Source organism: Streptomyces puniciscabiei (genome assembly GCF_006715785.1).
GTDB classification, from domain to species: domain Bacteria; phylum Actinomycetota; class Actinomycetes; order Streptomycetales; family Streptomycetaceae; genus Streptomyces; species Streptomyces puniciscabiei.
The window spans coordinates 5,362,067-5,382,346 of the sequence record NZ_VFNX01000001.1; the positions used below are offsets into that span (position 1 = coordinate 5,362,067).

20 protein-coding genes are annotated in these 20,280 nt (G+C 71.0%); 10 read left to right on the forward strand and 10 right to left on the reverse strand.

Translation table 11 applies throughout. From position 1 onward, the window contains the following. Positions 1-109: 109 nt before the first annotated feature. Positions 110-895: an ATP-binding protein gene (locus FB563_RS24785; RefSeq protein ID WP_411573193.1), complete on the reverse strand. Its 786-nt coding sequence runs from the start codon at positions 893-895 to the stop codon at positions 110-112. 205 nt (positions 896-1,100) lie between these two features. Here FB563_RS24785 and FB563_RS24790 point away from each other — a divergent pair, with 205 nt between their 5' ends. The 3 genes from FB563_RS24790 to FB563_RS24800 all read left to right on the forward strand — a co-directional run bounded on the left by FB563_RS24790 (position 1,101) and on the right by FB563_RS24800 (position 3,149). After that, positions 1,101-1,961 (forward strand): helix-turn-helix domain-containing protein, encoded by an 861-nt coding sequence (locus FB563_RS24790; RefSeq protein WP_055707042.1) that lies wholly within the window; start codon positions 1,101-1,103, stop codon positions 1,959-1,961. Then, positions 1,962-2,216 (forward strand): DUF397 domain-containing protein, encoded by a 255-nt coding sequence (locus FB563_RS24795; RefSeq protein WP_055707036.1) that lies wholly within the window; start codon positions 1,962-1,964, stop codon positions 2,214-2,216. It begins immediately after the preceding gene. Between the two features lie 123 nt (positions 2,217-2,339). Further along, entirely contained in the window at positions 2,340-3,149 is an 810-nt protein-coding gene (locus FB563_RS24800) for an SAM-dependent methyltransferase (RefSeq protein ID WP_055707041.1), read from the forward strand. 245 nt (positions 3,150-3,394) lie between these two features. Here the strand turns inward: FB563_RS24800 and pdxR are convergent, their stop codons facing one another. Continuing rightward, complete coding sequence (gene pdxR, locus FB563_RS24805) at positions 3,395-4,855, reverse strand: MocR-like pyridoxine biosynthesis transcription factor PdxR (protein WP_055707035.1); 1,461 nt, start codon at positions 4,853-4,855, stop codon at positions 3,395-3,397. Positions 4,856-4,901: 46 nt separating this feature from the next. On the opposite strand from pdxR, the gene FB563_RS24810 reads away from it, so the two are divergent. Continuing rightward, positions 4,902-5,420 carry a carboxymuconolactone decarboxylase family protein gene (locus FB563_RS24810; protein WP_055707034.1) on the forward strand — a complete coding sequence of 173 codons (519 nt, stop codon included), beginning with the start codon at positions 4,902-4,904 and terminating at the stop codon, positions 5,418-5,420. Positions 5,421-5,529: 109 nt separating this feature from the next. Here FB563_RS24810 and FB563_RS24815 read toward each other — a convergent pair whose 3' ends face one another. The 3 genes from FB563_RS24815 to FB563_RS24825 form a co-directional block, all read right to left on the reverse strand. Beyond that, positions 5,530-7,017, reverse strand: a complete 1,488-nt coding sequence (locus tag FB563_RS24815) for a glutamate synthase subunit beta (RefSeq protein WP_055707033.1) — start codon at positions 7,015-7,017, stop codon at positions 5,530-5,532. A gap of 507 nt (positions 7,018-7,524) precedes the next feature. Next, the gene (locus FB563_RS24820; protein ID WP_055707032.1) at positions 7,525-8,004 is read right to left on the reverse strand and encodes an anthrone oxygenase family protein; all 480 of its coding nucleotides are present in this window, start codon (positions 8,002-8,004) and stop codon (positions 7,525-7,527) included. A gap of 150 nt (positions 8,005-8,154) precedes the next feature. Continuing rightward, on the reverse strand, positions 8,155-8,850 hold the full coding sequence (locus FB563_RS24825; RefSeq protein ID WP_063797091.1) for a DUF2293 domain-containing protein: 696 nt from the start codon (positions 8,848-8,850) through the stop codon (positions 8,155-8,157). Between the two features lie 467 nt (positions 8,851-9,317). On the opposite strand from FB563_RS24825, the gene FB563_RS24835 reads away from it, so the two are divergent. Beyond that, on the forward strand, positions 9,318-9,950 hold the full coding sequence (locus tag FB563_RS24835; RefSeq protein ID WP_055707031.1) for a nucleoside/nucleotide kinase family protein: 633 nt from the start codon (positions 9,318-9,320) through the stop codon (positions 9,948-9,950). 33 nt (positions 9,951-9,983) lie between these two features. Here the strand turns inward: FB563_RS24835 and corA are convergent, their stop codons facing one another. Beyond that, positions 9,984-11,111 (reverse strand): magnesium/cobalt transporter CorA, encoded by a 1,128-nt coding sequence (corA, locus tag FB563_RS24840; protein ID WP_055707030.1) that lies wholly within the window; start codon positions 11,109-11,111, stop codon positions 9,984-9,986. 152 nt (positions 11,112-11,263) lie between these two features. Here corA and FB563_RS24845 point away from each other — a divergent pair, with 152 nt between their 5' ends. Continuing rightward, positions 11,264-12,058, forward strand: coding sequence for a class I SAM-dependent methyltransferase (locus FB563_RS24845; RefSeq protein ID WP_055707029.1), 795 nt, complete (start codon positions 11,264-11,266; stop codon positions 12,056-12,058). 220 nt (positions 12,059-12,278) lie between these two features. On the opposite strand, the gene FB563_RS24850 is transcribed toward FB563_RS24845, so the two are convergent. Both FB563_RS24850 and FB563_RS24855 read right to left on the reverse strand, forming a co-directional pair. Continuing rightward, positions 12,279-13,214: a carbohydrate kinase family protein gene (locus FB563_RS24850; RefSeq protein WP_055707028.1), complete on the reverse strand. Its 936-nt coding sequence runs from the start codon at positions 13,212-13,214 to the stop codon at positions 12,279-12,281. After that, a complete protein-coding gene (locus FB563_RS24855) occupies positions 13,199-14,107 on the reverse strand; it encodes a pseudouridine-5'-phosphate glycosidase (protein ID WP_055707039.1) in 909 nt (302 codons plus the stop codon). The genes FB563_RS24850 and FB563_RS24855 overlap by 16 nt, the downstream gene beginning before the upstream one ends. Positions 14,108-14,222: 115 nt before the next feature. On the opposite strand from FB563_RS24855, the gene FB563_RS24860 reads away from it, so the two are divergent. Continuing rightward, positions 14,223-14,654, forward strand: coding sequence for a VOC family protein (locus FB563_RS24860; protein WP_055707027.1), 432 nt, complete (start codon positions 14,223-14,225; stop codon positions 14,652-14,654). An 83-nt stretch (positions 14,655-14,737) separates the two neighbouring features. On the opposite strand, the gene FB563_RS24865 is transcribed toward FB563_RS24860, so the two are convergent. Both FB563_RS24865 and FB563_RS24870 read right to left on the reverse strand, forming a co-directional pair. Further along, positions 14,738-15,292, reverse strand: coding sequence for a methylated-DNA--[protein]-cysteine S-methyltransferase (locus FB563_RS24865; protein ID WP_055707026.1), 555 nt, complete (start codon positions 15,290-15,292; stop codon positions 14,738-14,740). Positions 15,293-15,333: 41 nt separating this feature from the next. Further along, complete coding sequence (locus tag FB563_RS24870) at positions 15,334-16,203, reverse strand: glycerophosphodiester phosphodiesterase (RefSeq protein WP_055707025.1); 870 nt, start codon at positions 16,201-16,203, stop codon at positions 15,334-15,336. Between the two features lie 281 nt (positions 16,204-16,484). Between FB563_RS24870 and FB563_RS24875 the strand changes: the two genes are divergently transcribed. The 3 genes from FB563_RS24875 to FB563_RS24885 all read left to right on the forward strand — a co-directional run bounded on the left by FB563_RS24875 (position 16,485) and on the right by FB563_RS24885 (position 20,267). Beyond that, a complete protein-coding gene (locus FB563_RS24875) occupies positions 16,485-17,351 on the forward strand; it encodes an MHYT domain-containing protein (protein ID WP_055707024.1) in 867 nt (288 codons plus the stop codon). Positions 17,352-17,391: 40 nt separating this feature from the next. Next, a complete protein-coding gene (gene uvrB, locus FB563_RS24880; protein WP_055707023.1) occupies positions 17,392-19,530 on the forward strand; it encodes an excinuclease ABC subunit UvrB in 2,139 nt (712 codons plus the stop codon). Positions 19,531-19,688: 158 nt separating this feature from the next. After that, complete coding sequence (locus FB563_RS24885) at positions 19,689-20,267, forward strand: TerD family protein (protein ID WP_055707022.1); 579 nt, start codon at positions 19,689-19,691, stop codon at positions 20,265-20,267. Positions 20,268-20,280: the final 13 nt, after the last annotated feature.

A 20,280-nucleotide genomic window follows, 5' to 3' on the forward strand; every position in this document is an offset into this window, starting at 1 on the left:
CCGGTGCCGTCGTCGCCGAAGTCGCACCTGCTGGTGCCGTAGGCGCCGGAGTCGTACCCGTCGGAGCCATGGCCGGTGGGGTTGCGGCCGCCGGAGCCGTGCCGTGAGGTCACGGACGCTCCCCGGCACGGCGCTGCTCGGGGGGCCGGTGCGCCGGCTGGTGCGGGGGCCGGTCCGGAGTGCGGTGCCGGTGCGGATCCGGTGCGGCGTGGCGGTGCTGGTGCTCGGGAGCGTGAGGGGGGCGGGGGAGACGCGGGTGCCCGGCGGCCCGTTGCCGGCCCTCCGGCGTCTCGTCCTCGCCGGAGTCGTCGGGGCGGTCCGGCTTGGGGCGGGCGCCCCAGCCCAGGTCGCCCCGCGGAGCGGTGGTGTCGTGGGCCGCCTCGGCCCGGCGGGCCAGCTCGGCCCAGACCAGTAGTCCCGGCCCGTGTTCCTGCACGCCCCAGGCCCGGCACAGCGCGCCGACGAGGAGCAACCCCCTCCCGTGCTCCTCGTCGGCGCGCTGCGGGCACGGGTGGGGTTCGCCGGGGGCACAGCCCTCGTCCCGTACGGCTATGCGCACGGTGTCGTCCTGGTCATGCAGCTCGCACACCACACGGCTGCTCGCGGTGTGCACGATCGCGTTCGTGACCAGCTCGGATATGACCAGGACCGCGCTGTCGCAGGTGTCCGCGCACACCGACCAGCCGGTCAGCCGGGCATGCGCGAGGCGTCTCGCCTGGGCGACGGAACCCGGATGGGCGGCCAGCTCGAAGCGGAACCGGCGCCCGGCAGCGGCATCGTCGGGGGCTGCTTCCGTGGCTGCACCGCGACCGGGACGGTCTGCGGCGGCGGCTGTTCCTAAGGGCGCGGACGGAATCACGCTTGCCACTATCTCCCCGCCGTGAACACTTGGCAAGTGTCACTCTGAAAATTGCAGAGTGCCGTGTGACTCGGTCGAAGGCCGTGGCACACTGCTCGCAACAGCACGTCGCGCGGCGCCAATTGGAGTCATCGAAGAGCCGGCCCGGACTTCGAATGAACCTTCGAACGGCGCCGCAGGGCTGTCGGGAACATCTGTCAGGAAACGTTCGGTGGAGGCGGCGTCCGGTGGAGGTCAGAGCGTGAGCGAACCGCGGTCCGCACCGACGGTGGGCCAGGTGGTCCTCGGCCGACGCCTGTTGGACCTGCGGGAACGCGCCGGACTCAAGCGCGAGGAGGCCGCCCGCGTCCTGCGCGTCGCGCCCGCCACCGTCCGCCGCATGGAGATGGCCGAGGTCGCCCTCAAGATCCCGTACCTGCAACTGCTGCTGAAGGCCTACGGTGTACCCGACGACGAGACCGAGCTCTTCGTCCAGCTGGCCGAGGAGGCCAACAAGCCCGGCTGGTGGCAGCGCTTCCACGACATCCTGCCCGGCTGGTTCTCGATGTACGTCAGCCTGGAGGGCGCGGCCAGTCTCATCCGCTCCTACGAGCCGCACTTCGTCCCCGGTCTGCTGCAGACCGAGGACTATGCGCGTGGCGTGCTCAAGTCCGGTGCCATCGGCCAGACCAGCCCGGACGACATCGAGCGGCATGTCGCCCTGCGCATGCAACGCCAGCACCTGCTCACCCGCCCCGACGCCCCCCGCTTCTGGGCGGTGATGGACGAGACCGCCCTGCGCCGCCCGGTCGGCCCTCCGGAGGTGATGCGCGCGCAGATCGACAAGTTGCTCGAGGCCACGAAGCTGCCCCATGTGACGCTCCAGGTCGCCCCGTTCGCGAGCGGGCCGCACCCGGGGACGTACGGGCCCTTCGTGCTGTTCCGATTCGCCGTGCCGGAGCTGCCGGACATGGTCTACAGCGAGTACCTGACCGGCGCCGTCTACCTGGACGCGCGCACGGAGGTGGCGACCCACCTCGAGGTCATGGACCGCATGGCGGCGCAGGCCGCTACGGCACAACGCACGAAGGAGATCCTCCGGGATCTCCACAAGGAGCTGTGAATGGATCGCATCACGCCGCGCGGACACGTCTACAACGGCATGCCCGCACGGGAGTTGGGCAGCGAGGGCTGGCACAAGCCCTGGAGCGGTGGCAACGGCGGGAACTGTCTGGAGGCGATGAAGCTGGCCGACGGCCGGATCGCCGTACGCCAGTCCACCGACCCGGACGGGCCGGCGCTGATCTACACCACGGCCGAGATCAGTGCGTTCATCGAGGGCGCCAAGGCGGGGGAGGCCGACTTCCTGCTGTCCTGACCTCGACCATGTGTTGTCTTACGCTCAACTTCCTTATCCTGGCTACGACTTGATCATTCACTGCGCCAGACGTTCACGACACTGATGACGCCGATGACGCCGATGACGCTTATGGAGCGCCGCATGACAGGGCAGGACCCGACGGCCGTCGAGATCGACACGAGCAAGCCGCATCCCGCGCGGATGTACGACTGGTATCTGGGCGGCAAGGACAACTACCCCGTCGACGAGGCGATGGGCCGGCAGATGCTGGCCCTGGAGCCCCGGGTGCCGGTGATGGCCCGGGTCAACCGCGCGTTCATGCACCGCGCCACCCGCTGGCTGGCGCGCCAGGGCGTACGGCAGTTCCTGGACATCGGCACCGGCATACCCACCGAGCCGAACCTGCACCAGATCGCCCAGCGGATCGCGCCCGAGGCCCGGGTCGTCTACTGCGACAACGACCCGATCGTGCTGGCCCACGCCGCGGCCCTGCTGCGCAGCACACCGGAGGGCGCCACCGAGTACCTGCAGGCCGACGTGCGCGATCCGGACGCGATCATCGCGGGTGCCAGGGAGCTCCTGGACCTCGGCCGGCCGGTCGCCCTCTCCCTCGTCGCCCTGCTGCACTTCATCCCCGACGAGGACGGCGCACACGAGCTCGTCGCCCGCCTGCTCGCCGAACTGCCCTCCGGCAGTTTCCTGATGATGACCCACGCCACGGCCGACTTCACCCCGGAGGAGTCGGCGGCCGCCACCGAGAAACTCAAGGCGGCCGGCGTCACCCTCGCCCTGCGCTCCCGAGAGGAGTTCACCCGCTTCTTCACCGGTCTCGACCTGGTCGAACCCGGCGTGGAGATCGTCCACAAGTGGCATCCCGAACTGGGCGAGCCGGTCCCCGGCCAGGACGACGGGGTCATCCCGGGGTACGGGGCGGTGGCGCGGAAGCGGTAGCCCTGGCGCCGTAATCCTGGTGCACGTAGGTCCGCACGGCGCTTATGGTGACCGTGGTTCAGGTGCGCAGGCAGCGGATACTTCTGTCGCGAGTCATCGCTACCCCCCGGTGGGCCGGACCCGTTCCGGCCGACCGGTCATGCCGGCCGTCGAAGCCTCGATGCCTCGAAGCCTAGTTGTCCGACGACCGGCATCGCGAAGGTTTACGTCACCGCCGCCGACCCCGATCTCTGAACCACCGCCCCTCACCCGGCGGGCTCGGCGGGCTCGGCCGTCTCGGCCGTCTCCGGCGGCAGCACCCCGCACAGCGCCTCCAACGCCGCGCCGTAGGCATGCTCGGCGGCGGCCGCGTAGCCCACGACCAGTCCGTCACCCACCGTCGCCCGCGCCGCCTCCGGATGCCGGAACGCGGCGAGTCCGTCCAGGGCGACCCCCTGCCACGCGGCGGCCTTCACCGTGGACCGCTCGGTGCCCGGCGGCAGCCGCAGCACCGCGTGCAGCCCGGCCGCGATGCCCGTCACCTCGACATGCGGAGCGTGTTCGGCGAGCGCGGCGACGAGCCGGTCACGCCGGTGCCGGTAGCGCTGCCGCATGCTCCGCACATGACGGTCGTACGCCCCGGAGACGATGAACTCCGCCAACGCCAGCTGGTCCAGGACGCTCGCCCAGCCCTCCCGCTCGTCCTTCGCCGCCAGCACGGGCCCGACATACCGCTCCGGAAGCACCATCCAGCCCAGCCGCAGCGCCGGCGACAGGCTCTTGCTGACCGACCCGAGGTGGATCACCCGCTCCGGATCGAGGCCCTGGAGCGCGCCGACCGGCTTGCGGTCGTACCGGAACTCGCCGTCGTAGTCGTCCTCCAGCACGACCGTCCCACGCGCGCGTGCCCAGTCGATCACCGCCGCCCGGCGCTCCGGGTGCAGGGGGCCACCGGTCGGGAACTGGTGCGCCGGCGTGAGCAGCACGGCCCGCTCCCGCCTCAGTACGTCCACCCGCGCGCCGTGCTCGTCCAGCGGCAGCGGCACCGTCCGCACCCGGGCCGTCGTGAGCAGCCTCCGATGGAAGTCCAGCCCGTACGCCTCCACGCCCAGCGGGCCGCGCAGCACCCCGCCCGCGCCCTGGCCGAACAGCAGCCGCAGCGCGTGCGCGAAGCCCGAGCAGATCACGATCCGGTCCGGCTCTGTCCGCACGCCACGCGCGCGTGCCAGATATGCGGCCAGCGCCTCCCGCAGCTCCCGGCGCCCGGCGGGATCCCCCGGCCCGAAGGCCTCGTTCGGCGCCGCCTGCAGCGCCCGCCGATAGCAGGCCGACCAGGCCGCCCGCGGGAACGCCGACGCGTCCGGCCCGCCCTGCCGCAGATCGTGCCGCGGGCCACGCGCGCGTGGAGGTGTTCTCACCGGCGTCCGTACGGCGTGCCGCAGCGGCTCCGCCCGGTCGGCGACCCGGGTGCCCGAACCCTGGCGGGCGGTCAGCCAGCCCTCCGCGACCAGTTCCGCATAGGCGTCGGCCACCGTGTTGCGGGCCACGCCCAGATCGGCGGCGAGCGACCGGTACGGCGGCAACCGGGTGCCAGGCGCCAGCCGCCCGCTGCGCACGGCCTCCCGCAGCGCCCCGGTCAGCGCCGCCCGCCGCCCGCCCGGACCCGACAGCTCCAGATGCAGATCCGCGCCGATCCGCTCAGCGGAATTGACCCACGATTCCGTCATGGAAATGCACCCCATAACCGGTCTATCGGGCCCGTAGGTTGAAGCCATGCCGACGAACACGACAGCCACCGCAGCCGACCTCACCACAGCGATCGCCCAGGCCGAGGACGCCCGCAGCCGACTGGACTTCGCGAAGTCCGCCCCGAAGGCCTTCCGCGCCGTCATCGGCCTCGACGCCGCCGCCCGCGCCGGCCTCGACCCGGTGCTGGCGGAGCTGATCCAGATCCGCTCCTCCCTCCTCAACCACTGCGCCTACTGCCTGCACATGCACACGAACGACGCCCGCACGGCCGGCGAGACCGAGGACCGGCTGCACATGGTCGCCGTCTGGCGGGAGGCCCGGCACTTCTTCACCCCCAGGGAGCAGGCCGCCCTCGCCCTCACGGAGGCCCTGACCCTCGTCGCCGACGCGGGCGTCCCCGACCCCGTCTACGCCGAGGCCGCGGCCCACTTCGACGAGGCGGAACTGGCCCACGTCATCGCCCTGATCTGCACGATCAACACGTGGAACAGAGTGGCCCTGGCGACGGGGAGGGTGGCGGGGACGGACGAGCGGAAGGGATGACCGAGTCCCTGCGCGACCGCTGACCCGACCGCCGCGCTGCGCCACCGGTATGCCGCGACCACCAGGGCCACCAGCCGCCCAGGAGCCACAAAGAAGCCGTCGGCCACATTCATACCGTCATCGGCCGATCCCTCGGAGAGACCGGCGCCGGCAGCCGCGAGCGGCCGGTCAGATAACGGTCGACGGCCGCCGCCACCGCCCGCCCCTCCGCGATCGCCCAGACGATGAGCGACTGCCCGCGCGCCGCGTCACCGGCGGCGAACACCCCGGGGACGTTGGTCGCGAAACCGTCGTCCCGGGCGATCGTGCCGCGGGGTTGCAGCGCCAGCCCCAACTGCCCGATCAGTCCGTCCTCCTGGTCCGGTCCGGAGAACCCGAGGGCGAGCAGCACGAGATCGGCGGGAAGCGTCCGCCCGGTGCCCGCCACCGGGCGGCGCGACTCGTCGACCTCCACCAGGTGCAGCGAGCGCACCCGCCCGCCGTCGTCCCCGGAGAAGTGGAGGGTGGACGCCGCGAACAGCCGGGCGTCCGCGTCCGCCGCCGGTGCCGTACGCAGGTCCCGGGCCTCCTCGTGCGCGGCCGACAGCCGGTAGATCTTCGGGTACGTCGGCCATGGCTCGGTGTCCTCGTCGCGCTCGGCGCCCGGCTGCGCGTAGATGTCCAGCTGGGTCACGGACGCGGCCCCCTCGCGCACCGCGGTTCCCAGACAGTCCGCCCCGGTGTCCCCGCCGCCGACGATCACCACATGCTTGCCGGCCGCGGACAGCGGTGAAACCTCCAGATCCCCCTCACACACCCGGTTCGCCAGCGGCAGATACTCCATCGCCTGGTGTATCCCGTTCAACTCCCGGCCGGGCACCGGAAGTTCCCGCCACGCCGTGGCCCCGGTGGCGATGACGACGGCGTCGTACCGTCCCCGCAGGTCTGCCGCCCCGATGTCCCGCCCGACGGCCGTCGACGTACGGAACCTCGTCCCCTCGGACCGCATCTGCTCGATCCGCCGCTCCAAGTGGTGCTTCTCCATCTTGAACTCGGGGATCCCGTACCGCATCAGCCCGCCGATCCGGTCGTCCTTCTCGTACACGGCGACCGTGTGCCCGGCCCGCGTCAGCTGCTGTGCCGCGGCGAGCCCGGTGGGCCCCGAGCCGATGACGGCGACCGTCTTCCCGGACAGCCGCTCGGGCGGCCGCGCCTGGGTGAAACCTTCCTCCCAGGCCCGGTCGGCGATCGCGCACTCGACGTTCTTGATGGTGACGGCCGGCTGGTTGATCGCGAGCACGCACCCCGCCTCACACGGCGCCGGACACAACCGGCCGGTGAACTCCGGGAAGTTGTTCGTCGCGTGCAGCCGGTCGCTGGCCGCCCGCCAGTCCTCCCGCGAGACCAGGTCGTTCCACTCCGGGATCAGGTTGCCCAGCGGACAGGCCTGGTGGCAGAACGGGATGCCGCAGTCCATGCACCGGTCGGCCTGCTTGCTGATGATGGGCAGCAGCGCTCCTGGGACGTACACCTCGTCCCAGTCCCGCACCCGCTCCTCGACGGGCCGCCGCGGCCACTCCTGGCGCGGCGTGGTCATGAACCCCTTGGGATCGGCCATGGTCGTCTTCCTCGCGTACGGATACCGCGCGGGTATCGGGTGTACGACGGGCCGTACGCCATCGGGCGGCATCCTCCGGCACTCTTTCGGCCACGATACGTCCGCACCGACCACCGCGCAGAGTGGCGGACAGCGCTTTCTGACAGGGCGGTCCCGGCCTGGCGACGGACACCTTTCGACTCCCTGGCGGGGGGCCCTGAGAAGAGGGTCAGGGAGTGATCAGGGAGGGGGGTGCCGCTTGCGGAGTGGTCAGGGAGAGGTCGAGGCGCCGTCAGGGAGCGGTCCGCAGGATCAGGGAGCAGCTGCCGGGGGCTGGTCAGTGGCCGGTCAGGGGTCGATCAGTGGCTGGTCAGGGGCCGATCAGGGAGCGGTCATGGATCGGTCAGGGGGCTGTCGGAGGTGGGTCGGGGGGCGCTCGGGCATGAACGGATCAGGGGGCGCAGCGATTGTCAGGACCTTGTCAGGCAACGGTTGTCAGGACTGGTCGAACAAGGACCCGCCTGCAGGTCAGCCGAGCGCCAGCACGTAGACAAGGGTGGCCGCTGCAGAGGCGGCGGCGCGGATGTGGTTCCAGAACGTCCACTCGCGCACATACGCCGGCCAGTACACGGCAGCCTCCGGGGCGCCCGGGGTCATGCGGGCCAGCCTGTCGTTGCGCGGGACGTTGGCGACGATCGTCAGCCCGAACGAGCCCAAGAGGTACAGCGTGCTGCCCAGCAGCAGTTCGAGCCTCCCCTCGTCCGGCCAGACCACGAACGTCACCACTGCGATCATCGCGCTCAGTACCGCCGAGCCGGTGAACACCGCCATGAAGGCGGGCCTGACCGCGGCGGCGTTGATCGCGTTCATCGCCGCGACGCCCTGCGCCGGCGGCAGCGCGGCGAGCCCCCGCATCACAAAGGTCGAGAACGCGCAGAAGACCCCCGCCATCAGGCCGGTGCCGACAATCGCCACCACGACCAGGACGAAGAACGGTCCGTCGATCATCCCCACGCCCCATCTCGTCCTGTTCCGCCCAGTACGCCCCCGGTCGCTCCGCCCGTACGCGCCCGGCATGCACCGTCCCCCGGTGCCCAGGAACGGTCCTCGACCATGGCCGAGGAACGCGACGACCTGGCGAACGTCTGCCCCTCCCGCTCAGCCTGCTTCCGCCCCCGCGTCCTGCCAGGCCCGCAGCACGCTCTCCACAGCCGGGGCGATCCGACGACGTGCCTCGTACCGTGACACCCCGCTCATCAGTAGTTGGTCGTACGGCGTGTCGACGTGCCGTACGGCCGCCACCACCGCCGAGAGCACCGCTCCCTCCGACAGCGCCCGTCCGGCCGCACTGCGTCCGACCCGCCCACTGCCGCGCGCGGACGCGTGTGCCGCGATGGCTCGCGCGCGATCGGGAGGACAGCCGGGAAAGAGTCGCAGGATCTCGGCCGCGAACGCCGCCGCGAACCGCTCGTCCTCCACCGTCCGGCGCCGTGCGTCCCGCGCCCGCCGCCTGCGCCGCGCCTCCGCGTCCGCCAGGCAGCGTGCCTCGGCGCGGGCCAGCGCCGCCTCCTCCACGAGCACACCCTGCCGCTCGTAACGGCTCTTGCGCCGGTTGAACCGCACCACGACGACCGACAGCCCGCTCTCCTCCCTCGACCTGCGGGTCAGCGCGGTGTCCCCGCGCGGCAGGAACACCAGGTGTCCGAGGTCCGCGCACTCCAGGCAGCGCGGTGCCCCGTCCTCCAGCACGAGCAGCGACAGCGGCCCACGCCGGCAGGCGGCGCACCGCTTGGGCTTCTGCGCCTGGATGACGACAAGCCGACCGGGGGAGTGGGCAGTTGAGGGAAGCGCCATACGCGGTACTTTCCCCGCCGCCGCCCACGCCTCCCACGCGTGGGGCTACTCCTTCTTCGTCCTCGTCTCCCCTCCCCCTCCCCCTTCTCCGTTGCCTCGTCCCGGATGCGCTGCTCCTTCCCGCTCCGGAAGTTGAACACCGACACCCGCGTGCGGTGCCGTGCCGGAGCCCGGGTCTCGTCCACCACCGCCTCCGCGAGATCGGCGTACGACAGCCACGGTTCACCCCCGCCCTCGCCACCCTCGGTCCCGGGCAGCCGTTCCCTGCCGGCGCAGTACCGTCCCGTCCGCGGCCGCCGTTCGAAGTGTCCGGCGGGCGTGACCCGCCCCTCCGCCGCCGATCAGGCCCTTCCCGGACCCAGCGCGCGGCTCGCCCGGCAGCCTTCAGCACCTCGCTCTCTCCGCGGCCGAGCCCGCCCCCGGCGGCCAATGTCACCTCACCTTCCGTCACCCGGCATCATGGCCCTGTGCGACTCGAAGCGATCACGTGGGACCGGCTCGCCGGGCTGCTGGCCGATCGGCTGGCCGGGCTGGAGCCGGCCGACGGAAGCGCCTGGCTGCGTGTCTGTTTCGACGGAGCCCCGGCCGCCCGGCCCGGTGACCTCGCCGAATGGGTCGGTGATGCGTTGCGGGTGCGGGGCCGGCCCTCACTCGTCGTCGGCGCAGAGGGCTTCCTGCGCCCCGCCTCGCTGCGTCTGGAACACGGGCGGGGCGACGCGGAGTCGTACTACGGCGGTTGGTTCGACACCGGCGCGCTGTGGCGCGAGGTCTTCGGCCCGCTCGACCCCGGCGGCAGCGGGCGCGTCCTGCCCGACCTGTGGGATCCGGCCACCGACCGGGCCACCCGCAGCCCCTATGTCCAACTCCCGCCCGGCGGAGTCCTGTTGCTCCACGGACCCCTCCTGCTGCGGCACTGGTTCCCCTTCGACCTGACCGTGCACCTCCTCCTCTCCCCGGCGGCCCTGCGCCGCCGCACCCCCGAGACCGAGCACTGGACGCTGCCCGCCTTCGAGCGCTACGAGTCCGAGACCGACCCGGCCGGCACGGCGGACGTCCTGGTACGTGTCGACGACCCGCGCCATCCCGCCTGGAGCGGCTGATCCCGAACGGCCCGGCAGGGCGCCCCCCGCGGCTCAGAGCCAGCCGTTGCGCCGGAAGCCCCGGTACAGCACCAGACATGCCGCCGCCATGACGGCCATGACCAGCGGGTAGCCGAACCGCCAGTGCAGCTCCGGCATGTGGTCGAAGTTCATGCCGTACACCCCGCACACCATCGTCGGCACGGCGATCACCGCGGCCCAGGCCGTGATCTTCCGCATGTCCTCGTTCTGCGCGACGGTCACCTGTGCGAGGTGGGCCTGCAGGATCGAGTTGAGCAGTTCGTCGAAGGCGGCGATCTGTTCCTTGGCCCGTATCAGGTGGTCGAGCACGTCCCGGAAGTAGGCCTGTATTTCGGGGGCCACGACCCGTATGGGCCGGGTGGCAAGGTCCTCCACCGGTCGGCCGAGCGGCACCACCGCCCGCTTCAGCTCCAGCAGTTCACGCTTCATCTGGTAGATACGGCCGGGGTCGACCCGTGCGCCGTTCTCCGAGAACACCTCCGTTTCGACCTGGTCGATGTCGGCCTGCACCGCGTCCGTGACGTTCAGATAGTCGTCGACGACATGGTCGGCGATCGCGTGCAGCACCGCCGCCGGCCCTTTGGCGAGCTGATGCGGATGTGCCTCCAGCTCCTCGCGCAGCGGTCCCAGAGAGCCGTGCCGGCCGTGCCGCACCGTGATGACGAAGTCCTCGCCGACGAACACCATGATCTCGCCGGTGTTGACCACTTCGCTGGTCGCCGTCAGCTGTTCGTGCTCCACGTAGCAGACCGTCTTGAACACCGCGAAGAGCGTGTTGCCGTAGTGCTCGAGCTTGGGACGCTGATGAGCCTCGACCGCGTCCTCCACGGCCAGGGGGTGCAGGTCGAACAGCTCGGCGATGCCCGCGAACTCACGGTCCGTCGGCTCGTGCAGCCCGAGCCAGACGAACCCCTCGCCCGTCTTGCGCACCATCCGCACGGCATCCACCAGGTCCGTGCACTGCGGCACGCGCACGCCGTCCTGGTACGTCACACAGTTGACCACCGAGGAACCCAGCGGTGACCGGGCGGGATGACTCAGGTCCACGCGCGGCCGCCGCCGGGCCAGCCGCGCCACCTTGCGCAGGCCGCCGACCCTGCCCAGCTCTGTGACCTTCCGCAGATTCCCCGCCATGGACATCTGGATCTCCTCGCCTGGATCTCCTCACGCGACGCTTTCGCGCCTTGGTCGGCAAGTCTGCCAGCCGCGGGCAAAGTGCGGGTAAGCCTGTGGGAACAGGATGTTCCGCTTCGTTCCCGGCTGTGGACGAAGGCGACTGGGAAGATCGAGGCATGACCTCATCCGACGGCTATCTCCTGGACAACCGGCAGAACGAGGCCGCAGAGCGCTTCGACGCCTTCGCCGCCCTCTTCGATCCCACGACCTTCCGGCACATTGAGGCGTTCGGCATCGGGCCCGGCTGGCGCTGCTGGGAAGTCGGCGCCGGCGGCGCCTCGGTGGTGTCCTGGCTCGCCGGGAAGGTGGGTCTCACCGGACAGGTCGTCGCCACCGACATCGACACCTCGCGGATCGCCGCCGCTGCCCGTCCGCCGGTGGAGGTCCGCGTTCACGACGTGGGTGCCGAGGAACCGCCGGGTGAGGGCTTCGACCTCGTCCATGCCCGGCTCGTCCTCGTCCATGTGCCGGACCGGGAAAGGGCGTTGCGGTCCATGATCCAAGCTCTGCGGCCCGGCGGGCGGCTGCTGATCGAGGATGCCGATCCCGCTCTCCAGCCCCTGATCTGCCCCGACGAGTACGGTCCCGAGCAGCGGCTCGCCAATCGCCTGCGTCAGGGGTTCCGCAAGCTGCTCGCCGAACGTGGCGCCGATCTGTCCTACGGCCGCAAACTCCCGCGTCTGCTCCGCGAGGCCGGTCTGAGCGAGGTGGAGGCCGATGCGTTCTTCCCGGTGACATCACCTGCCTGCACCGCTCTGGAGGCCGCGACGGTCCGCCAGATCCGGGACCGGCTCGTCGGCGCGGGGCTCGCCACCGATGAGGACATCGACCAGCACTTGGCCAACGTCGAGGCCGGCGGCATGGATCTGGCCACCGCGCCGATGATCTCGGCGTGGGGGAGGAAGGACTAAAAGGACCAATAGGGGCGAATGGTAAACGGGGACGAAGGGATAACGGGGGCGAAGGGATAACGGGGGCGAAGGGATAACGGGGAGGAAGGGCTGACGGGGAGGAGGACCCGGGCGCCCGCGCCTCGGTGCGGCACCGATCCCAGCCGCCCCCGCCACGGCGTCAGCGGTGCGCCGAGGGTCGAGTCTCCGCTTCCCCTGCCCTCGCGCCGTCGGCCGCCGGCTAGCCGTCGCTTCCCGGACGCGGCGGTCTGGCGCCCACGCGTTCGACCGCTTCCGCACCCGCCCGGCAGCCGTGTGCCGCCGCCTCCTCCGGGTCCGCGCCTGCGAGCAGGCCGGCGAGGAACGCGCCGGTGAAGGCGTCACCGGCGCCCGTGGTGTCCCGGGAGACCGCGGGTGTGGCCGGGATCCTGGCCGGTGCGCTGCCGGAGCGGGCCACCAGCGCACCGTCCGCACCGGCCTTGGCGACCACCAGCGGGACGAGACGGCTCAGCTTGGCGGCCGCGTCCGCCGGATCCGGCAGCCCCGTCAGCAGACATGCCTCGTCCCGGCTGGGCAGCAACACGTCCAGCCCTTCCGCGAAGGCCAGGAAGCGGTCCAGCCCCAGCCGCACCAGGAAGCCGGCCGACGCCGGATCGAGGCTGACCGGCACGCCACGCGCGCGTGCCGCCGCGAGCGCGGTCCGCGCGAGCTCCCGGCTCGGCTCCGTGAACAGCAGATAGCCCGACAGGTGCAGCCTGCCGACGCCGTCGAGCAACGCGTCCGACCAGTCGGCGGGTTCGAGCCGCAAAGAAGCCCCGCTGTCCGTGAGGAACGTGCGCTCAGCCGCCGCACCCGTGTCGACGAGGCAGATCACCGTGCCGGTCGCCGCTGTCGGATCGAGGACCAGCCGGGGCCGCACCCCGGCCGCGACCAGCTCACGCTCGTGCCACGTGGCCGCGTCCTTGCCGACCCGCGCGAGCAGCCGCACGTCCGCACATCCCGTGTACGCGGCCCAGCAGGCCACGTTCGCGCCCGCGCCGCCCGGCAGGGTGCGGATCGCCGCGGCGGTGTCGGTGCCGGCCGCCAGCGGCCCCCGGTGCCGGGCGACCACATCCGTGACCACGTCACCGACGACCAGCAGGGCCCGGCCCCGGTCCGTGATCACCCCCTGGTCCACGCCGTGGCGATCCGCGCCGCCAGCCGTACATTGCCGCGCACTGCCGCCAGATTGGCGCTCAAGGAGGCCCCGTCGGTGTGCTGCACCAGGTAGTCCAGCAGGAACGGGGTCACCGCCTGACCGGAGACGCCCTGGTCCGCGCAGGCGCGCAGGCCGTCGGCCAGCACGCGCGCGTGCAGCTCGGGATCGAGCTGCTCCGCCTCGGGGACGGGCTGGGCGACGATCAGCGCCGACGGCGGCGCGTCGAGCGCATCCTGGGCCCGCATGACGTCCGCGACCTGCTCCGGGGTGTCCAGCGTCCAGTCCACCGGATGCCCCGAGTCGGACAGATAGAAGCCGGGGAACCGGTCCGTGCCGTATCCGGCGACGGCCACGCCCAGCGTCTCCAGCCGCTGCAGGGTCGCCGGCACGTCCAGGATCGACTTCACGCCCGCGCAGACCACCGTGATCCGGGTGCGGGCCAGCAGCCCCAGATCGGCCGACTCGTCCTGGGTCACCGTCCACTCCCGGTGCACACCGCCCAGCCCGCCGGTCGCGAACACCCTGAGGCCCGCGAGCGCTGCCAGTTGTGCCGTCGCCGACACCGTGGTCGCCCCGCTGGCACCTGCCGCCACGGCGAGCGGCAGATCGCGGTGGCCCAGCTTGCGGATGCCGTCCTCGTTCGCAACCCGCTCCAGTTGCTCCTTGTCCAGACCGACACAGGGGCGACCGTCCAGCACGGCGATGGTCGCCGGTACGGCGCCCTCCCGCCGCACCGCGTCCTCCAGCTCCAGGGCCACCTGCAGGTTGCGCGGGCGGGGCAGACCGTGCGCGATGATCGTGGACTCCAGGGCCACCACCGGCCGCCCTGCGCCGATCGCTTCCCGGACTTCTTCCGACACCACCAGCACCACGAGCACCGCCTCCTGTACGTCGGCCCTTCCTCATCTCTGGCGGGCGCGGGCCGCCGTTAAACGCCTGCGGCCGGTCCGCTTGCGGACTGTGGGGCATGCCACCAGCCTGGGGCCCATGACCAGGAACAGCACGCGTCTCGACCACGTCGTCCTGTGGGTGGCCGATCCCGTGGCCGCGGCCGCCTTCTACCGCGAGGCCGTCGGTCTGGAGCCGATCAGGGTCGCCGAGTTCGCCGGGGGAGAGGTGGCCTTCCCCTCGGTGCGCGTCAACGAGGAGGCCATCCTCGACCTCGCCCCGCTCACCATGGCCGCACGCATGAGGATGCTGCCCGGTGCGGCCGAGAGCGCGGGCCATCCCGTCAACCACATCTGCCTGTCCCTGCCGGCCGACGAGTTCGACGCCCTGCGCGCCCGCCTGGAGGAACGCGGCGTCGCCGTGTCGGGCATCGACCACGACCTCTCCGGCGCCCGCGGCAACGCCAAGCGCAGCTTCTACTTCCGCGACCCTGACGGCAACGTCTTCGAAGCCCGGCACTACGACGCATAGCCGGTGCCGGTCGGACACCGGTGGCCGGGACCGATCAAGACGCAGGTGGCCGGCGACGGCCGGACACGAGCAGCCGGGCCCGGTCAGAACAGCGGCTCGGGCAGCACCCCCTCCAGGGCCAGCAGTTTCCGCTTGGTCTCCAGCCCGCCCCCGAAGCCGCCTATCCCGCCGTCGCTCTCCACCACCCGGTGACACGGAACGACGACCGGCAGCGGATTGGCCCCCATGGCCGCGCCGACCGCCTGCGCCCCTCCGGGCTGTCCGACGCGCCCGGCGAGATCGCCGTACCCCACCACCGTGCCGTACGGCACACCGGTCGCCAGCTCGCGCAGCACCTGACGATTGAAGCCGGAGATCAGCGACCAGTCCAGCGGAAGGTCGAAGTCGTGCCGCTCGCCCGCGAAGTAGGCTCGCAGCTGGTGCGTCGCCTCCGCCAGCAGCGGCGAGTGCGGGTCCTCCACCGCAGCGGTGCCCAGCCGGGCCGCCAGCCGCTCCAGGGCGGCCTCGCGCACCGCGTCCGTGGCGTGGAAGACGACGTTGACCAGGCCGTCACGGGTCGCCGCCAGCATCAGCGGCCCGATGTCCGTGCCCACCACGGTCCACACGACCCGCTGCTCATCCTGCCCATGGCTGTCCATGCGCCCACGGTACGGCCCGCCACTGACAACGCCCTGCGCGGTCAGTGCGAGTCGAGTGCCGCCCGCACCACGTCGGGCTTGTTGGTGATGATCCCGTCGACGCCGTAGCCCGCGACCTTGCACGCGGTGGACGCGTCGTTCACCGTCCAGGCGAACACCCTGAGCGGCCTGCCGTGCGGCCCGTCCATGGAGTGCACCGCCGCGACGTACCCCTTGGAGAGCGAGGCGTACGAGGGGTTGACGAGATCGGTGAAGCGCGCGTACTGGTGCAGCTGCGTCGCGGTGGGCGATCCGAGATAGCCGGTGGTGATCGCGGGTTTCAGCTGGTGCACGGTCCGGATGCTGTCGGCGCTGAAGCTCTGCACGACCAGCCGGTTCAGGTGTTTGTGGTCCAGCCAGCCCTCGTTGCCGAGGAGCTTGAGGGTCTGCTGCTCGATGCCCGGATACAGCTCGGGGTTCTTGATCTCCAGGAGCAGCTTCTCGTGGTTGTGCTCGATCCGGCGCATGTACTGCTTCAGCGTCGGCACGCGCGTGCCCGCGTAGGCGGGGGAGTACCAGCTGCCCGCGTCCAGCCGGCCGATCTCGGCCGCGGTGAAGTCCTTCACCTTCCACGGCGCCCGGCCGGGGAAGACCTGCTCGACGTTGGTGGTGCGTTGCAGACTGTCGTCGTGGATGACGACCAGCTCGCCGTCCTTGGTGCGCTGGACGTCGTTCTCGACCCAGGAGAAGCCCAGCCGCGCCGCCTTGTCGATCGAGGCCAGCGTGTTCTCGGGGGCGTAGGCGGAGGCGCCCCGGTGGGCGATCACCACCGGCTCGCGGAAATCGCCGGCCCGGGCATCGGAGCCGGGGCTCAGCGGGACCGCCGTGCCCAGGAGGGCGGCGGCCGTGGCGGCAACTACGCGCGCGTGCATGCAGACTCCTCGCCTCTGGCGAACACGGACAGCAACTAGAGTGACAGCAGAAAGTCAATGGCACTCGGGCGCACGACGGCCACAGGCTGAATGGATCCGTCCCGAGTCCGCTCACCGATGCCCCACAACTGCGGCAAGGCCGTGTTTCTTTGCCGGAAAATCGTTCGACCATTCCGGTGGGGGTCATACTCTCTGCGACAACCCTGACCGCCCCGGCGGTCCTGGGCGGGGGGACATTTCGAGGGATTCCAGGGCGCAAGAGGGCGGAAGGGCAGCCGCGGATGCAAGGCACGGTCGACGGATTCAGCTACGGGGCCGTCACCCCGGTGGTGGCCTACCTGATGGCCTGCCTCGGCGGCGCCCTCGGCCTGCGCTGCACCACCCGGTCCCTGCTGGTCACGCACTCCCGGCGGCCCGCGTGGCTGGCCCTCGGCTCGGCCGCGATCGGCTCCGGCATCTGGACCATGCACTTCGTCGCCATGATGGGCTTCGCCGTCAAGGAGACGCCGATCCATTACGACAAGCCGATCACCTATGCGAGCCTCGCCCTCGCCATCGTCATGGTCGGTGTCGGGATCTTCATCGTCGGATACCGGGGCGCCACCGGCACCGCGCTGTACACCGGCGGCACGATCACCGGTCTGGGCGTCGCCTCGATGCACTACCTCGGCATGGCCGGCGTGCGCTTCCACGGGCGGTTCACCTACAACACGCTCACCGTCGCCGCCTCCGTCGTCATAGCGGTCGTGGCCGCCACCGCAGCGCTGTGGGCCGCCGGACGTGTCCGGGGCTTCATGTGGAGCGTGGGAGCGAGCCTCGTCATGGGACTCGCGGTCAGCGGCATGCACTACACGGGTATGGCGGCCCTCAACGTCCACCTCGACGGCACTGCCCACACCGCCGGAGGCGCGCCGGAGCCGTCGGTGCTCGCGCCCATGCTGATCGGCCCGCTCGCCTTCCTGCTCCTCGCGGGAGTCGTGGTGGTCTTCGATCCGCTGATGATCATGGGTCGGCCGGTTTCCAGGCCCGTCGAGCACAAACCCGGTGTCCCGGCCTCGGCCGTCGCCTCCCACCCGCACCGGCGTCCCGCCCTCCACCCTGGGCACCGGCCCGAACGCCCCGTCTCCCGGACCCCGCAGAACCGCTGATCGGGGCCCGTTGTCAGTGCGGGGTCGTACGGTGGATGACATGCGGCCCGTTTCCCACATCGAACGCACGGTGGCGCCCTTCGAGGTCGTCAGTTCCTACCAGCCCAGCGGCGACCAGCCGACGGCCATCGCCGACCTGGCCAAGCGCATCCGGACCGGCGAGAAGGACGTCGTCCTGCTGGGCGCGACCGGCACCGGCAAGTCCGCCACCACGGCGTGGATGATCGAGAAGCTCCAGCGCCCCACCCTGGTGATGGCGCCGAACAAGACGCTGGCCGCCCAGCTGGCCAACGAGTTCCGCGAGCTCCTGCCCAACAACGCGGTCGAATACTTCGTCTCGTACTACGACTACTACCAGCCCGAGGCCTACGTCCCGCAGTCGGACACCTACATCGAGAAGGACTCCTCGATCAACGAGGAGGTCGAGCGGCTGCGCCACTCGGCCACGAACTCGCTGCTCACCCGCCGTGACGTCGTCGTGGTCGCCTCGGTGTCGTGCATCTACGGCCTCGGTACTCCGCAGGAGTACGTGGATCGGATGGTCCCCCTCAGGGTCGGTGACGAGATCGACCGGGACGAGCTGTTGCGCCGCTTCGTCGACATCCAGTACACGCGCAACGACATGGCCTTCACACGCGGCACCTTCCGGGTCCGCGGCGACACCATCGAGATCTTCCCGGTCTACGAGGAGCTGGCCGTCCGCATCGAGATGTTCGGCGATGAGATCGAGGCGCTGTCCACGCTGCACCCGCTCACCGGCGAGATCATCAGCGACGACCAGCAGATGTACGTCTTCCCCGCCTCCCACTACGTCGCCGGCCCCGAGCGCATGGAGCGGGCCATCAACGACATCGAGAAGGAGCTGGGGGAGCGCCTGGCCGAGCTGGAGAAGCAGGGCAAGCTCCTGGAGGCCCAGCGCCTGCGGATGCGCACCACGTACGACATCGAGATGCTCCGCCAGATCGGCACCTGCTCCGGCGTGGAGAACTACTCGATGCACTTCGACGGCCGCTCGCCCGGCTCCCCGCCCAACACCCTGCTGGACTACTTCCCGGACGACTTCCTGCTCGTCATCGACGAGTCGCATGTCACCGTCCCGCAGATCGGCGCGATGTACGAGGGCGACGCCTCCCGCAAGCGCACCCTCGTGGAGCACGGCTTCCGCCTGCCCTCCGCGCTGGACAACCGTCCCCTGAAGTGGGAGGAGTTCCAGGAGCGCATCGGCCAGACCGTGTATCTGTCGGCGACCCCGGGCACCTACGAGCTGTCGCGCTCCGACGGCGTCGTCGAGCAGATCATCCGCCCCACCGGCCTGGTCGACCCGGAGGTGGTGGTCAAGCCCACCGAGGGCCAGATCGACGACCTGGTGCACGAGATCCGCAAGCGCACCGAGAAGGACGAGCGCGTCCTTGTCACCACGCTCACCAAGAAGATGGCCGAGGACCTCACCGACTACTTCCTGGAACTCGGCATCCAGGTGCGCTATCTGCACAGCGACGTCGACACCCTGCGCCGCGTCGAGCTGCTGCGCGAGCTGCGCTCCGGTGAGTACGACGTCCTGGTCGGCATCAACCTCCTCCGTGAGGGCCTCGACCTGCCCGAGGTGTCCCTGGTGGCGATCCTCGACGCCGACAAGGAGGGCTTCCTGCGCTCTGGCACCTCGCTGATCCAGACCATCGGCCGCGCTGCGCGCAATGTCTCCGGTCAGGTCCACATGTACGCCGACAAGATCACCCCGGCGATGGAGAAGGCCATCGAGGAGACCAACCGCCGCCGGGAGAAGCAGATCGCCTACAACAAGGCCCACGGCATCGACCCGCAGCCGCTGCGCAAGAAGATCAACGACATCGTCGCGCAGATCGCCCGCGAGGAGGTCGACACCGAGCAGCTGCTCGGGACCGGCTACCGCAAGTCCAAGGACGGCAAGGGCGCCAAGGCACCCGTCCCGACGCTGGGCGACAAGGCGGCCAAGGCCGGGAAGGCCGCCAAGGGCAAGGCGGCGGCCACCGTGCCCACGGACCGCCCGGCGGCCGAACTGGCCGAGCAGATCGAGGAGATGACCGAGCGCATGCGCGCCGCCGCAGCGGAGCTGCAGTTCGAGATCGCGGCCCGGCTGCGTGACGAGGTCTCGGAGATGAAGAAGGAGCTGCGCCAGATGCGGGAAGCCGGCCTCGCCTGAGCCCCCCGCCACCGTGCCGGACCTCGGAATATGCGCCAAGTGTTGCAACACCGACACAAAGCGCGGGCCGGGGTTCGGCACTGTCGGTGCCCCTGCGTAGGGTTCTGGACAACCGCGCGCTGCGCGGCAACAGGGGACCTTCGAGAGGGGATTCAGCGGTGTCCGTCAACTTGAGCAAGGGTCAGGCCATCAGCCTGGAGAAGAAGGACGGGGGCACCCTGACCGCGGTCCGTATGGGGCTCGGATGGCAGGCGGCGAAGCGGCGCGGTCTGTTCGGCTCCCGCACGCGCGAGATCGACCTGGACGCGTCGGCCGTTCTCTTCGCCGAGAACCAGCCGGTCGATGTCGTCTTCTTCCGCCACCTGGTGAGCGACGACGGTTCCGTCCGCCACACCGGTGACAACCTCGTCGGCGGCGCCGGACAGGGCGGTGACGACGAGGCGATCCTCGTGGACCTGCAGCGCGTTCCGGTCCACGTCGACCAGATCGTCTTCACCGTGAACTCCTTCACGGGCCAGACCTTCCAGGAGGTGCAGAACGCGTTCTGCCGTCTGGTGGACGAGACCAACGGCCAGGAACTGGCTCGCTACACGCTGGACGGCGGCGGCGACTACACCGCCCAGATCATGGCGAAGGTGCACCGCGCGGGCTCCGGCTGGACGCTGACCGCGCTGGGCGCCCCTGCCCGCGGCCGTACGTTCCAGGACCTGATGCCGGCGATCCAGCAGCACCTGTAGGACCGCCTGCTCG

Excerpts from the sequence above, each read along its gene's own strand:
- FB563_RS24795 (WP_055707036.1), top strand. The coding sequence starts at position 1,962 with ATGGATCGCATCACGCCGCGCGGACACGTCTACAACGGCATGCCCGCA.
- FB563_RS24800 (WP_055707041.1), top strand. The coding sequence starts at position 2,340 with ATGACAGGGCAGGACCCGACGGCCGTCGAGATCGACACGAGCAAGCCG.
- pdxR (WP_055707035.1), bottom strand. The coding sequence starts at position 4,855 with ATGACGGAATCGTGGGTCAATTCCGCTGAGCGGATCGGCGCGGATCTG.
- FB563_RS24810 (WP_055707034.1), top strand. The coding sequence starts at position 4,902 with ATGCCGACGAACACGACAGCCACCGCAGCCGACCTCACCACAGCGATC.
- FB563_RS24815 (WP_055707033.1), bottom strand. The coding sequence starts at position 7,017 with ATGGCCGATCCCAAGGGGTTCATGACCACGCCGCGCCAGGAGTGGCCG.
- FB563_RS24820 (WP_055707032.1), bottom strand. The coding sequence starts at position 8,004 with ATGATCGACGGACCGTTCTTCGTCCTGGTCGTGGTGGCGATTGTCGGC.
- FB563_RS24825 (WP_063797091.1), bottom strand. The coding sequence starts at position 8,850 with ATGGCGCTTCCCTCAACTGCCCACTCCCCCGGTCGGCTTGTCGTCATC.
- corA (WP_055707030.1), bottom strand. The coding sequence starts at position 11,111 with ATGTCCATGGCGGGGAATCTGCGGAAGGTCACAGAGCTGGGCAGGGTC.
- FB563_RS24845 (WP_055707029.1), top strand. The coding sequence starts at position 11,264 with ATGACCTCATCCGACGGCTATCTCCTGGACAACCGGCAGAACGAGGCC.
- FB563_RS24860 (WP_055707027.1), top strand. The coding sequence starts at position 14,223 with ATGACCAGGAACAGCACGCGTCTCGACCACGTCGTCCTGTGGGTGGCC.
- FB563_RS24865 (WP_055707026.1), bottom strand. The coding sequence starts at position 15,292 with ATGGACAGCCATGGGCAGGATGAGCAGCGGGTCGTGTGGACCGTGGTG.
- FB563_RS24870 (WP_055707025.1), bottom strand. The coding sequence starts at position 16,203 with ATGCACGCGCGCGTAGTTGCCGCCACGGCCGCCGCCCTCCTGGGCACG.
- FB563_RS24875 (WP_055707024.1), top strand. The coding sequence starts at position 16,485 with ATGCAAGGCACGGTCGACGGATTCAGCTACGGGGCCGTCACCCCGGTG.
- uvrB (WP_055707023.1), top strand. The coding sequence starts at position 17,392 with ATGCGGCCCGTTTCCCACATCGAACGCACGGTGGCGCCCTTCGAGGTC.